Genomic DNA, 12,542 nt, shown 5'->3' on the forward strand with positions numbered 1-12,542 from the left:
CTCCGCCGATCCTAGGCGTGATGTTGACCGTGCCCTAGGGGCAGGCTTTACGTTGACCACATGAGCTCACCGATTCCCGCCGCGGCGCCCACCGCGATGACGGGCCGCAGCGTCGCGCCGGACCTGGCCCGGGGTTTGATGTTGCTCCTGATCGCGGTGGCGAATGCACCGGCCTTCCTGTGGGGTGGGGCGCGGGGCTCGTTTGGCAACCACACCGCCGAGGGCTCCGTCGCCGACCGGGTGGCACAGACGGTGGCGATCATCGGCATCGACGGCCGCGTGTACCCGATGTTTGCGTTCCTGTTCGGCTACGGCATCGTCCAGCTCTACCGACGGCAGACGGTGGCGGGTGTCCCCCACACCGAGGCGCGCCGACTACTGCGCCGGCGACACTGGTGGATGGTCGCGTTCGGCTTCGTTCATGCCGCGCTGCTGTGGTACAGCGACATTCTCGGCGGCTACGGTCTGATCGGCCTGATTCTCGTGCGACTGTTCCTCGATCGCGCTGACCGCACCCTCCGGATATGGATCGGAGTGCTCGTCGCACTGCTGGCACTGCTCGCGGCCGGGCCTGCACTGGCCGCGATCGCGGCCGAGGGACCGGGACGGGGCGTGTCCGTGATCGACGAGTGGCCGCTCACCGCGAACGCCGAGCCCGACCTGCTGGCCGCTGCGTGGGCACGGATCGCGGCGTGGGCGGTCTACGGACTGCCGACCGCGCTGTTCGGCTTGATCATTCCGGTTTCGGTACTGCTCGGCATGCTGGCGGCGCGGCATCGTCTGCTGGATGAGCCTGCTCGCCACCTGCCGATGCTGCGCCGCGCGGCCGTCGTCGGCCTGGGCATCGGTTGGGGCAGCGGCCTGGTGGTGGCGCTGCAGAACGTGGGCGGCCTCGGAATCGATCGCGGCTACGACTTCGCCTTCGTCGAGGCCCACTCGGTGGGCGGCCTGTTCGGCGGAGTGGGTTACGTCGCGCTGTTCGGCCTGGCGGCAGCACATGTGGAGGCGAACGGCCGGCGCCGCGAGGCCGGCGTGCCGTGGGCCGTCCAAGCGGTCGGGAAGCGCTCGCTGAGTTTCTACCTGTTCCAGTCCGTGGTCTTCGCACCGCTGTTGTGCGCCTGGGGGTTCGGCCTCGGCCAGCATTTGAGCAGCTGGTCCGTGGCGCTGCTGGCGGTCGCTACCTGGCTGGTCTCAGTGGCACTGGCCGTTCGGCTCGAACGCGCGGGCGAGCACGGTCCGGCCGAACGGCTTCTGCGCCGGTTGTCCTACCCGCGGTCGACCTAACCCGCGGACAGCTCCTTCGACGGTTTCGGCGTGGCCGTGATCCCCTTCGCTGCGGCGGAATCCGCGGACGACAGGTACTCCAAGTGGAGGACCCGGCGGGTGATGCGCGGGGTGAAGGCCCTCCCTATGGCGGCGATGGCCCCGACCGGGGTGTCGACGTGGGTGGGGCGGCGACGCATGGCCCGCATGATGATCCGCGACGCCCGCTCCGGGCTGATCACGCTCGAGTCGTTCGCGTACGCCTCGGTGGGGGCGATCATCTCGGTACGCACCAGGGGCATGTGGACGTTGGTGAAGGTCACGTGCTCGGAGAGCGTCTCCGTGGCCGCGACATCGGTGAAAGCGTCGAGCGCGGCCTTGCTGGCGACGTAGGCCGAGAACCGCGGGCCGCGGGCGAGCACGCCGATGCTGGAGACGTTGACGATGTGGCCGAAACCGCGGGCCCGCATGCTCGGCAGAACCGCCAGGATCATCCGCACCGCGCCGAAATAGTTGACGTCCATGGTGCGCTCGAAGTCGTGCATCCGGCCGGTGGAGGCCCGCACCGAGCGGCGGATCGAGCGGCCCGCGTTGTTGATGAGGTAGTCCACGTGGCCGTGATCCGACAGAATGCGGTCGACGGTGGCGTCGACGGCGTCGCCGTCGGTCACGTCGCACAGGTACGTGTAGGCCTCACCTCCCGCCTCGCGGATGGTCTCGGCGGTCGCCACGAGCTCATCGCCGTTGCGCGCAAGCAGGATCATCCGCGCGCCCCGGGCACCGAGGTCGATCGCGGTCTGTCTGCCGATGCCCGAGGAGGCACCGGTGATCACCACGTTGCGGCCCTCCAGGCCGTCGCGGCGGCGCAGCCGCGACGAGTCGAGATGATCACGCCAGTAGGTGAACAGCTTGGGACCGTAGTCACGCAGGTCCGGGACGGTGATACCGCTGCCCGCCAAGGCCTTCCGCGTGAGTTCCGAGGTGTACGTGGCGGTGAAGCCCAGGTTCTCGAAGGCCTTCGGTGGAATCCCGAGTTGTTTGAGGGCGGTGTCCCGGGCGACGCGGGTGCGCCGCGAACCGCTGGCGCGGATCGCACCGTCGACCAGCCTGCGGGGGATGCGGCCGATGGCGGGCGGCGCGCCCACGGGACGAGCGATCGCCCGGTACAACTCCAGCACACTCTGCGGTTCCGGATTCACCAGGTGATAGACCTCGCCCTGCCCGCCCGGACGCAACATCAGCTCGACCAGCGCGTCGGCGACGTAGTCGACGGGGACCACGTTGGTATCGCCGGTGTCCGGCAACACCATCGGGACCACGGAGGGCACCTTCGCCATCGCCGCGAAGGCGGTGAAGAAGTAGTACGGGCCGTCGACTTTGTCCATTTCGCCGGTCCGTGAATCGCCGACCACGACGGCGGGGCGGTACACCCGCCAGCGCAGCCCGTCGGTGTCGCGGACCAGCTTCTCGGATTCGAACTTGGTGCGGTGGTAGGGCGAGGGAAAGCCCTGCCCCAGATCGAAATCCCGCTCACTGAAGGTGCCGGGGTGATCGCCTGCCACAGCGACGGACGAGACGTGGTGCAGCTCGGCGCCGAGTTTCGTCGCGAGGTCGATCACCGACTGCGTACCCTCGACGTTGATGCGGTCGTTGACGGCGTCGCCCGCGGACATGTCGTAAACGGCGCCGAGATGCAGGATCGCATCGGCGGCGGGCGGTTCACCGTCGATCCCGAGGGCGGGGGCGGCGAGGTCACCGTGCAGGGGGATCACTCGATCATCACCATAGCGGCCGCGCCACTCGTCGAGTTTCCAGGCAGACCGCGGCCGCACCAGGGCGTACACCACGGCGTCGGGGTCGCGGTCCAACAGTCGGGGCACGATCCAGCGGCCCAGGAATCCGGTTGCTCCGGTGACCAGGTAGGTATTCACATTCAGCTCCTCAAGCGGGCGAACGGGCATCTGACTTGCGAGTAAGATTACTACAGAGTCAGTTCACCAGCTATCACCTCTTTCCTGCAGTGATCGACACCTGTCAGTCCCTCGCGGCATCATCACCGAATGCACATCGAGCACCAGGAGCGGACGGAGGCCACGATCCTCCATGCCGACCTGGACTCGTTCTACGCGTCGGTCGAACAGCGCGACCACCCGTGGTTGCGCCGCCGTCCCGTCCTCGTCGGTTCCGGGGTGGTGCTTGCCGCGAGCTACGAAGCGAAGACCCGCGGCGTGCGCTCACCCATGCCGCACCGGGAGGCTCTCGCACTGTGCCCCACCGCCACGACCATGCCGCCCCGGTTCGACGCCTACATGGAGGCCAGCCGATGCGTCTTCGAGATCTTCCGGGACATCTCACCGCTGGTCGAAGGCCTGTCGGTCGACGAAGCCTTCCTCGACGTCGGCGGGCTGCACCGGATCGACGGAACGCCGGCCCAGATCGGACAGCGACTGCGCGAGCGGGTGCGCCGTGAAGTCGGGCTGCCGATCACCGTCGGCGTGGCGCGCAGCAAGTTCCTGGCCAAGGTGGCCAGTGCAGTCGGCAAGCCCGACGGACTGCTGGTGGTGGAGCCCGGCAGCGAACTGCAATTCCTCCACCCCCTCCCGGTGCGCCGACTGTGGGGCGTCGGCCCGAAGACGGAGGCGCGGCTACACGAGGCCGGCATCACCACCGTCGGGCAGATGGCGGCACTGGGCGAGCAGCGGCTCGCGAAACTGCTCGGCCGCGGCACCGGCCGACACCTGTTCGCACTGTCCATGGCGCACGACCCGCGGCGAATCGACACCGGTCGGCGCCGCAAGTCGATCGGCGCGCAGCGTGCCCTGGGCCGCAGGATCACGTCCGAGAACGAGATCGAGGGCACCGCTCTCGCCATCATCGACCGACTCGGGGAGCGGCTGCGCGCCGCGGGCCGAGTCACCCGCACGGTGGAACTGCGGCTGCGGTTCGACGATTTCACCTCCATCACCCGGTCGCGATCACTGCGCGAGCCCACCGATCACACCGAGGTCGTGCTGGCCACCGCGCGGGCGCTCCTCGACGAGGCGATGCCACTGATCCGGGAGCGTGGATGCACGCTGATCGGCCTGTCGCTGGCGAACCTGGAGAATCACGGCGCGGTCCAGCTCACTCTCCCTTTCGACGGCGGCGAGCACGATGCCGACCTCGACCTCGCGATGGATGCGCTGCGCACCAGATTCGGCCGCGCGGCCGTCACGCGCGGCTCGCTGCTGCACCGCCCGTTGGGCCCGGACGCCCCGATGCTCACCGAGCAGGACTGAGAACGCTTACTAACATATCGGCTACGGCGCGCCCATCGGGCGGCTACCGTGGATGCGGCAGACCAAGGAGTAGCCATGCCCACTACCACCCGTCCCACGCACTGCTGCCTCTGCGAGGCACACTGTGGAATTCTGGTCACGACCGATGAGAACGACCAGGTCACCCGCATCACGGGCGATCCGGACGACATCTTGTCGAAGGGCTACATCTGCCCCAAGGCCACAGCGATGGGCGGCCTGCACCACGACCCCGATAGACTCCGCACGCCATTGCGCCGCGTGGGCGAGAAGTTCGAACCGGTCGGCTGGGACGAGGCCTTCGACGAGATCGGGCAGCGGCTGCGCGCGATCCGCAAGGAACACGGCCTCCGTGCACTGTCGATGTACCTCGGCAACCCCGCAGCTCACAACACCAGCGTCGCCAACGGCCTCGCGCTGCGACTCGCCCTGCTCACGCCCAACTTCTACACCGCCTCGTCGATCGACCAGTACCCACACGAGTTCACCGCCTGGCGGATGCTCGGCTCGAATGTGCTGGTGCCCGTCGTCGATATCGACCGCACCGACCGGCTGGTGATCGTAGGCGCCAACCCCGCGGTCTCCAACGGCTCGCTCTCGACGATGCCGGGCGCGAAGCGACGCATCAAAGCCGTCCGCGACCGGGGCGGGAAGGTGGTCGTGATCGACCCCCGCCGCACCGAGACCGCGAAACTCGCCGATCAGCACGTCGCCGTAGAACCGGGCGGCGATGTGTACCTGCTGATGGCAGTGCTGCATGTCCTGTTCGCCGAGAATCTCTGCGATGAGACCGTTCTCGCCCGATCGACCCGCGGCGCCGCCGACCTTCGGGCGCTCGTCGCCGAGGCGACACCGGCGGCGATGGCACCGCTCGCCGGTGTCACCGCCGAGACGATCATGCAACTGGCCCGCGAGCACGCGGCGGCGCGCTCGGCCGCGATGTACTGCCGAATCGGTATCTGCCAGCAGCAGACCGGCACCCTGGTGACGTGGCTGATCTCCGCGATCAACGTGGTGACCGGCAACCTGGACCGGCCCGGCGGCATGATGTTCCCGACACCGCCGGTCGACGTGCCGCGCTTCGCCAAGTTCATCCCCGTGGCCTACGGCCGGTGGACCGATCGTTCGGGCCGCTACCCCGCGTTCCGCAGCGAACTCCCGATCGCCGCGCTCACCGACGAACTCACGGTGCCGGGTCCCGGTCGGGTGCGATCGATGATCACCTACGCCGGCAACCCGGTCTCGTCGGTCCCCCACCGCGGGCGCCTCGACGCGGCGCTCGCAGACCTGGACCTGATGGTCTCGGTCGACATCTATCTCACCGAGACCACCCGGCACGCGGACTTCATCCTGCCGCCGATCTCCCACCTCGAACGGGGCGGCTTCAACCTACTAGTGGCGGCGTTCAGCGTCCGGGACAACGCGCGGTACACCCATCAGATCCTGGACAAGCCCGCCGGCGGCCTCGACGACTGGCAGATACTCAACCGGCTGATCCTGGAGGTGCTGCCGGTCCCGGCGCGACGGTTCCTCGGCCGACCGCTGCGCCGGATCACCGACCTGTTCACCCCCGAGCGGATGCTGGCACTGCCCATCGCGCTCGGCCCCTACGGGGTGCTCCGGCGCGGCCGCCGCGGCCTCACCATCAAGCGCATGCGCGAGAGCGTGGGCGGGATCGACCTCGGCGCTCTCAAACCCCGTCTGCGTCACGTGATCGCAACCCGCAGCCGCACAGTGGAGTTGGCGCCCGAGTCCTTTCTCGCCGAGGCGAAGCGACTCCTGCCCGATGCGCTCGCCGGGCGCTCGCACACGCGCGCCGATGAGGGTTTCGACCTCAAGCTGATCGGGCGCCGACAGATGCGCAGCAACAACTCCTGGTTGCACAACGTGCCCACGATGGTCACCGGATCGAACCGGTGCACCGTCCTCATGCATCCCGACGATGCGCAGCGCTGCGGAGTCACGGACGAGGAGACGGTGACCGTCACCTCGACCACCGGGACGATCGACGTGGCACTCGAGATCTCGGACGAGATCCGGAGCGGCACAGTGGCCATCCCGCACGGCTGGGGCCACCGCGGCACCGGATGGCGCGTGGCGGGTGCATTGGCCGGACAGAACGTGAACCTCTTGCACGATCCTTCCCGCGTGGATCGCATCTCCGGTAACTCCGCCGTCAACGACACCTGGGTGCGGGTGACGCCGGTGGCCACCGCGGAACACACCGCACCCGCCGAATCCGGTGCGGCGCATACCTGATCAGGCGTTGGCTGCGCGCCACTGCTCTGCGGCCCGCTTCTCCTCCTCGACCTTCGCCGCGAAGGCCTCGCGAGCGGCCTGATGTTCGGGATTGCGACGCAGGATCAGGTACGCGATACCCACGATGAGGAACCAGATCGGTGTCACGAGCATGGCCTGCAGGGTGTCGGTCTCGCGCGTGAAGGCCCACAGCAGAAAGAGGAAGAAGGCGAACACCACCCACGGCATCACGGTGCCGAGGGGCATCTTGAACCTGCTCTCCGCGTGCGCCTGCGGCCGCCGTGATCGGTACACCAGGTAGCTGGCCAGGATGATCGTCCAGACGAACATGAAGCACAGCGACGAAACGGTGGTGACCACGGTGAAGCCCGCGGACTTGTCCAAGCCGAAACCGAGCAGCACCACCGACGACAGCAGCATCACACCGGTGAGGAAGAGGGCGTTCTGCGGCACCTTGCGGCTGGAGAGCTTGGCGAACATGCGCGGTGCATCGCCCTCGGTGGCGAGCCCGTAGACCATCCTCGAGGTGGAGTAGATACCCGAGTTCGCCGAGGACATGGCTGAGGTGAGCACGACGGCGTTCACCAGGTGCGCGGCGGCGCCGAGCCCGGCGAGAGTGAACAGCATGACGAACGGCGACTCGTCCTTGCTGAATCGGTCCCAGGGCACCACGGACATGAGAACGATCAGCGAGCCCACGTAGAACAGCAGGATGCGGATCGGGATCGCGTTGATCGCGCGCGGCAGGTTCTTCTCGGGATTCTTGGTCTCAGCGGCGGCGGTGCCCACGAGTTCGATACCGACGAAGGCGAAGACGGCGATCTGGAAGCCGGCCACGAACCCCATGAAGCCCTGCGGGAACACACCGCCGTGCTCCCACAGGTTGGCGAGCGAAGCACGGGCACCGTCGTGCTCGAAGCCGGTGATGATGAGCACGGCACCTACGATGATGAGCGCGACGATGGCGATGATCTTGATCATCGCGAACCAGAACTCGGTCTCACCGAACGCCCGCACCGTGGGCAGATTCAGGCCGATCAGCAGCACGATCACGACGACTGCCGGGATCCACGGCGGAATATCCTTGGCCCAGAACGTGATGTACACCGACGCGATCACCACCACGTCGGCCACCGCGGTGACCACCCAGCAGAACCAGTAGGTCCACCCTGTGAAGTGCGCCGCCCACGGGCCGAGGATGTCTCCGGCGAAATCGGAGAAGTTGCGGTAACCGGTACGGCTGAGCAGCAATTCACCCATGGCCCGCATCACGAAGTACAGCATGAAGCCGATCACCATGTACACGAGGATGACCGACGGCCCCGCCACCGAGATGGTCTTGCCGGAGCCCATGAACAGACCGGTGCCGATGGCGCCGCCGATCGCGATGAGCTGGATGTGGCGGTTGCTCAGGGCACGGGTCAGGTGCTCACCATCGTCCGGGCTCGACGGTGTCGCAGGTGTCTGCGGCGAAGAAGTCATGCCTCAGAACACTAATCGACGCGCCGGAGACCCAGATCACTCGGGGAGCGCCGCAGTCATTGCGGAGCGAGGAATCCGGCCAGCGCCGCCGCGTACAGCGGCACGTCCGCGGCTCCCATGAGCTCGCGGGCACTGTGCATCGCGAGCTGCGGCGCGCCCACGTCCACCGTGGTCAGGCCCGTGCGGGTCGCAGTGATCGGACCGATCGTCGATCCGCACGGCAGGTCGGCGCGGTGCACGTACCGCTGCAGCGGCACCCCGGCCTGCTGCGCGGCGCGTGCGAACACGGCCTCGCCCACCGAATCCGAGGCGTACCGGAGGTTCTGGTTCACCTTGAGCACCGGGCCGCCGCCGATCTCGATGCGGTGCCCGGGCTCATGCCGATCGGGGTAGTTCGGATGCGTCGCGTGCGCCATATCACCCGATGCACACACCGACACGCTCATCATCCGCAGGTAGTCCTCGCGGTCCAGTCCCAGCGCCAGGGCGAGTCGTTCGAGCACCGTCGGGAGGAATTCCGAGCCCGCGCCGCGATCGGAGCCCGAGCCCACTTCCTCGTGGTCGAACAGCGCGAGGACGGGCACGGCCTGATCGCCGCCCGCCGCCGCGATGAGGGCCGCGGTGCCGGCGTAGCAAGTGCACTGATTGTCCAGGCGCGGCGCGGAAACCAGCGAGCCTGCGGCGCCGACCAGGGCCGACGGTGCCAGATCGTGCGTCATCAGCTCGAAGCCGAGCAGATCGCCGCGGGAGACGTCGATCGCGTCCGCGAGGAAGTCCAGGAATCCGGTGCCCGTCGCCGGGCCCCAGATCGCATTCACGTGCCGCTGCGGATCGAGCTCGACACCCTTACGGTTCTCGGAGAGGTGGATCGCGAGCTGCGGCACTCGCAGCAACGCATCGTCGATCCGGACCAGCAGCTCACCGTCGGGCGTCGCCACCCGACCCGACAGGCCCAGGTCACGGTCGAGCCAGGAGTTCAGCCACGCCCCGCCGTAGGGTTCCAGGCGCACCTGGGCGAGGCCCTCGGAGACGAGGTCCGGGTGCTGCTTGAGCCGTAGATTCGGACTGTCGGTGTGTCCGCCGACGATCCGCAACGGCAGCAACCGTTCGCCATCGGCCGCGCCTGCGTCGAAGGCGATGATCGAGCCGCCGCGGATCACGTAGTGCCTGCCGAGGTCGGACCACGGGTCGTGCTCGTAGAGCCGGGTGAAGCCCGCCTCCTCCAGCATCAGCGACACCGTTTGCACGACGTGGAACGGCGACGGTGACGCGTCGACGAACGCGCACAGACCTTCGGCGGTGGCAGCCATCAGACGGAGAGCACCGCGTCCAGGACGGAATAGAAGATGCCCAGCCCGTCATCGGAGGGGCCGGTGAGCGCCTCGGTGGCGTGCTCGGGGTGCGGCATGAGACCCACGACGCGACCGTTCGCGGAGGTGACACCGGCGATGGCGCGCATCGAACCGTTGGGATTGCCGCCCGCGTACCGGAAGGCGACGCGGCCCTCGCCCTCGAGCTCGTCGAGCACGGCCTCATCGGCCACGTACCGTCCCTCGCCCGACTTGAGCGGGATGAGGATGTCGGCCCCGGGCTCGTAGCGCGAGGTCCACGCGGTGTTCGTGTTATCGACACGCAGCCACTCGTCGCGGCAGATGAAGTGCAACCCCTCGTTGCGGACCAGGGCACCGGGCAGCAGGCCCGCCTCGCACAGGATCTGGAAGCCGTTGCAGATGCCCAGCACGGGCATCCCCTTGCCTGCGGCCTCGACGACCTCGGTCATCACGGGTGCCAGCGAGGCGATGGCGCCGGCGCGCAGGTAGTCGCCGTACGAGAAGCCGCCCGGGACGACGACGGCGTCGACGCCCTTGAGGTCGTGATCCTTGTGCCAGAGCGCGACGGCCTCGCCACCGGCCCGCTCGACCGCCCGCGCGGCGTCGACATCGTCGAGCGTCCCGGGGAAGGTGATGACGCCGACCTTGGGACTCATGCGTTCACCCGGGTGACGGTGAAGTCCTCGATCACGGTGTTGGCGAGCACGTCGGCCGCGATCTGCTGCAGCTGCTCGTCGCTGAGATCGCCCTCGACCTCCAGCTCGAACCGCTTGCCCTGCCGCACATCCGAGACCCCGGGGAATCCGAGGCGGCCCAGCGCGCCCACGATCGCCTGCCCCTGCGGGTCCAGGATCTCGGCCTTCGGCATCACGTCCACCACAATCCGCGCCACGTGCGGCTCCTCACGAAGTATCGAAACGCGCTCGGGGTGTCGATCGCGCTGTCCGGCGTTAGTTTACCGGCGCATACTGGGACCATGCGCCTGACCCACTTCCGCCATTCCTGCGTCCTCGTGGAGATGTCCGAGACCCGGGTGCTCTTCGATCCGGGCAACTTCTCCCACGGCTTCGAGGGGATCACCGGACTCGACGCGATCGTGGTCACCCACCAGCATCCGGATCACATCGATCCGGCGCGGATCGACGCGCTCGTCGACGCGAATCCGCAGGCTCAGTTGTTCGCCGACCCCACCACCGCAGCGCAGCGCGGCGGTCGCTGGATCGCCGCGGTCCCGGGCCACGACTACGGCATCGGCAATCTCATCGCGCGCGCGGTCGGTGGCCGGCACGCGATCATCCACCCGGACATCCCGCAGATCGACAACACGTCGTTCCTGCTCGGCGACGAGACCCGGCCGGCGCGGTTCTACCACCCGGGCGACGCGCTGCACGTGCCCGAGGACGTGCACGTCGACGTTCTCGGGCTTCCCGTCAGTGCGCCGTGGGCGAAGATCAGCGAGACGATCGACTTCTTCCGCGCGGTCGCGCCGACCGCCGCGGTTCCGATCCACGACGCGCTGCTCTCCGCCGAGGGCGACGGGATCTACCTCGGCCGGCTCACCGAGATGCGGCCCGACGGTGCCGAGGTGGTCCGGGTGGGCACAGAGGAGTCGGCCGATTTCTAGGCTCTAGGCCGCAACGAGGGCCCGCGCGCGGTGCTCGTACACCAGCGGAACCGCGTCGTGATGCAGCGCCAGGTCGACTGCATCGAGCACGGTGCGTGAGACGGTCGACGACGCGAGCCGCCGGGCATCCACGCTGAGCCGCAGCGTTCCGCCCCGTCGGGCGATGCGATTGGACTGCGTGAGGAGGGCTCGGCACCACCAGGGCTCGCTGAGGAATCCGTCGCCGATACCGAGCACGCGGGCCTTCTCCTCTGTCCCGGTCGTGAGGTCGGTGATCGCGGTGTAGCCCAGGTTCACCCGGAACCCCGCGCCCGGCAACGCGAGCAGGGCACCGGTCGAGGCGTTCCACCGCGGCGCGGCGAACACGCGCGTACGCAGGCCGATCTGTTCGAGCACCCGATCAGCGGCGGCGAGTCGGAGCTTCGCCTCGTGTGCGCCGAGAGTGGAGAACTCGGCGCGGCGGCGCTTGGTGGCGGCCTGGTCGTAGCCGTTGAGCACGATCGCGTCACCCGCCGCGCGGCGCTCGCGCAGGAAAGCCTGGGTCGCGGGATCGTCGAGCAGCCGGTACTTGCCCTTCAGCCGCGGCGCGACCAGGAGCGAGACACGAACACCTCGCTCGTCCATCTGTTCCGCGAACCGTTGGGCCTCGCGTCGGGTCGAGTCGGAGAGGCTGGAAACGGAGACGTACAGCGGCGAGCTCATGGCCGTAGTGTGGGCCGCCCAGATTTCTGTTCGGGGACCGAAAGGTTGCGCGTCGCTGAACGGCGCGCGGTCAGCTCGGGAGGACGGCCTCGATCGCGCCGACCACCTCGTCGGACTCGGGCTCGGTGCGCGGCCGGAACCGCTGCACCGTGACGTGATCCGGCGCGATGAGGAACTTCTCGAAGTTCCAGGTGATGTCGCCGGCCTCCCCCTCGGCGTCGGGGGTCGTGGCCAGCTCCACGTAGAGCGGATGACGCGCGTCACCGTTGACGTCGGTCTTCTCGAGCAGCGGGAAGGTCACACCATAGGTGGTGGAGCAGAAGGTGGCGATCTCCTCGGCGGAGCCCGGCTCCTGCCCGGCGAACTGGTTGCACGGCACGCCGAGCACAGTCAGCCCACGGTCGGCGTACCGAGTCGCGAGTGCCTCCAGGCCCGCGTATTGCGGGGTCAGCCCGCACTTGCTGGCCACGTTCACCACCAGCACGGCGCGTCCCGCGTACTCGGCGAGCGAGGTGGCGGAACCGTCGAGAGAGGTCAGAGCGATGGAATCCAGGGCGGTCATGGCCGCCACAGTACGCCGGATGT

Annotated in this window: 11 protein-coding genes; 4 read left to right on the plus strand and 7 right to left on the minus strand. The window is 68.4% G+C overall.

Annotation, left to right across the window (positions count from 1 at the left end):
• Nucleotides 1–60: 60 nt before the first annotated feature.
• Nucleotides 61–1,284, plus strand: coding sequence for a DUF418 domain-containing protein (locus TPAU_RS18040; protein ID WP_013128181.1), 1,224 nt, complete (start codon nucleotides 61–63; stop codon nucleotides 1,282–1,284).
• Here TPAU_RS18040 and TPAU_RS18045 read toward each other — a convergent pair.
• A complete protein-coding gene (locus tag TPAU_RS18045; RefSeq protein WP_013128182.1) occupies nucleotides 1,281–3,194 on the minus strand; it encodes an SDR family oxidoreductase in 1,914 nt (637 codons plus the stop codon). The two genes, TPAU_RS18040 and TPAU_RS18045, sit on opposite strands and share 4 nt — an antisense overlap.
• A gap of 129 nt (nucleotides 3,195–3,323) precedes the next feature.
• On the opposite strand from TPAU_RS18045, the gene dinB reads away from it, so the two are divergent.
• Entirely contained in the window at nucleotides 3,324–4,541 is a 1,218-nt protein-coding gene (gene dinB / locus TPAU_RS18050; protein ID WP_013128183.1) for a DNA polymerase IV, read from the plus strand.
• Between the two features lie 75 nt (nucleotides 4,542–4,616).
• Complete coding sequence (locus tag TPAU_RS18055) at nucleotides 4,617–6,818, plus strand: molybdopterin-dependent oxidoreductase (protein ID WP_013128184.1); 2,202 nt, start codon at nucleotides 4,617–4,619, stop codon at nucleotides 6,816–6,818.
• Here TPAU_RS18055 and TPAU_RS18060 read toward each other — a convergent pair whose 3' ends face one another.
• Genes TPAU_RS18060 through purS form a run of 4 tightly spaced genes read right to left on the minus strand, consistent with a single transcriptional unit; the run spans nucleotide 6,819 to nucleotide 10,523 of the window.
• Nucleotides 6,819–8,300 (minus strand): amino acid permease, encoded by a 1,482-nt coding sequence (locus TPAU_RS18060; protein ID WP_013128185.1) that lies wholly within the window; start codon nucleotides 8,298–8,300, stop codon nucleotides 6,819–6,821. It lies immediately after the preceding gene.
• A 56-nt stretch (nucleotides 8,301–8,356) separates the two neighbouring features.
• Nucleotides 8,357–9,610 (minus strand): M18 family aminopeptidase, encoded by a 1,254-nt coding sequence (locus TPAU_RS18065; RefSeq protein ID WP_013128186.1) that lies wholly within the window; start codon nucleotides 9,608–9,610, stop codon nucleotides 8,357–8,359.
• Entirely contained in the window at nucleotides 9,610–10,287 is a 678-nt protein-coding gene (purQ, locus tag TPAU_RS18070; RefSeq protein ID WP_013128187.1) for a phosphoribosylformylglycinamidine synthase subunit PurQ, read from the minus strand. Before purQ ends, TPAU_RS18065 begins: the two co-directional genes overlap by 1 nt.
• Nucleotides 10,284–10,523 (minus strand): phosphoribosylformylglycinamidine synthase subunit PurS, encoded by a 240-nt coding sequence (gene purS / locus TPAU_RS18075; RefSeq protein WP_013128188.1) that lies wholly within the window; start codon nucleotides 10,521–10,523, stop codon nucleotides 10,284–10,286. Before purS ends, purQ begins: the two co-directional genes overlap by 4 nt.
• An 84-nt stretch (nucleotides 10,524–10,607) precedes the next feature.
• Here purS and TPAU_RS18080 point away from each other — a divergent pair, with 84 nt between their 5' ends.
• Nucleotides 10,608–11,255: an MBL fold metallo-hydrolase gene (locus TPAU_RS18080; RefSeq protein WP_013128189.1), complete on the plus strand. Its 648-nt coding sequence runs from the start codon at nucleotides 10,608–10,610 to the stop codon at nucleotides 11,253–11,255.
• A gap of 3 nt (nucleotides 11,256–11,258) precedes the next feature.
• Here TPAU_RS18080 and TPAU_RS18085 read toward each other — a convergent pair whose 3' ends face one another.
• Both TPAU_RS18085 and TPAU_RS18090 read right to left on the minus strand, forming a co-directional pair.
• Entirely contained in the window at nucleotides 11,259–11,957 is a 699-nt protein-coding gene (locus TPAU_RS18085; protein ID WP_013128190.1) for a DUF2334 domain-containing protein, read from the minus strand.
• Nucleotides 11,958–12,027: 70 nt separating this feature from the next.
• Nucleotides 12,028–12,519 (minus strand): glutathione peroxidase, encoded by a 492-nt coding sequence (locus TPAU_RS18090; RefSeq protein WP_013128191.1) that lies wholly within the window; start codon nucleotides 12,517–12,519, stop codon nucleotides 12,028–12,030.
• Between the last annotated feature and the right edge of the window lie 23 nt (nucleotides 12,520–12,542).

It is taken from the genome of Tsukamurella paurometabola DSM 20162 (genome assembly GCF_000092225.1).
Classification (GTDB): Bacteria; Actinomycetota; Actinomycetes; order Mycobacteriales; family Mycobacteriaceae; genus Tsukamurella; species Tsukamurella paurometabola.

Coding starts and splice junctions, on each gene's coding strand:
- TPAU_RS18040 (WP_013128181.1), top strand. CDS start 61: ATGAGCTCACCGATTCCCGCCGCGGCGCCCACCGCGATGACGGGCCGC.
- dinB (WP_013128183.1), top strand. CDS start 3,324: ATGCACATCGAGCACCAGGAGCGGACGGAGGCCACGATCCTCCATGCC.
- TPAU_RS18055 (WP_013128184.1), top strand. CDS start 4,617: ATGCCCACTACCACCCGTCCCACGCACTGCTGCCTCTGCGAGGCACAC.
- TPAU_RS18060 (WP_013128185.1), bottom strand. CDS start 8,300: ATGACTTCTTCGCCGCAGACACCTGCGACACCGTCGAGCCCGGACGAT.
- TPAU_RS18065 (WP_013128186.1), bottom strand. CDS start 9,610: ATGGCTGCCACCGCCGAAGGTCTGTGCGCGTTCGTCGACGCGTCACCG.
- purQ (WP_013128187.1), bottom strand. CDS start 10,287: ATGAGTCCCAAGGTCGGCGTCATCACCTTCCCCGGGACGCTCGACGAT.
- TPAU_RS18080 (WP_013128189.1), top strand. CDS start 10,608: ATGCGCCTGACCCACTTCCGCCATTCCTGCGTCCTCGTGGAGATGTCC.
- TPAU_RS18085 (WP_013128190.1), bottom strand. CDS start 11,957: ATGAGCTCGCCGCTGTACGTCTCCGTTTCCAGCCTCTCCGACTCGACC.
- TPAU_RS18090 (WP_013128191.1), bottom strand. CDS start 12,519: ATGACCGCCCTGGATTCCATCGCTCTGACCTCTCTCGACGGTTCCGCC.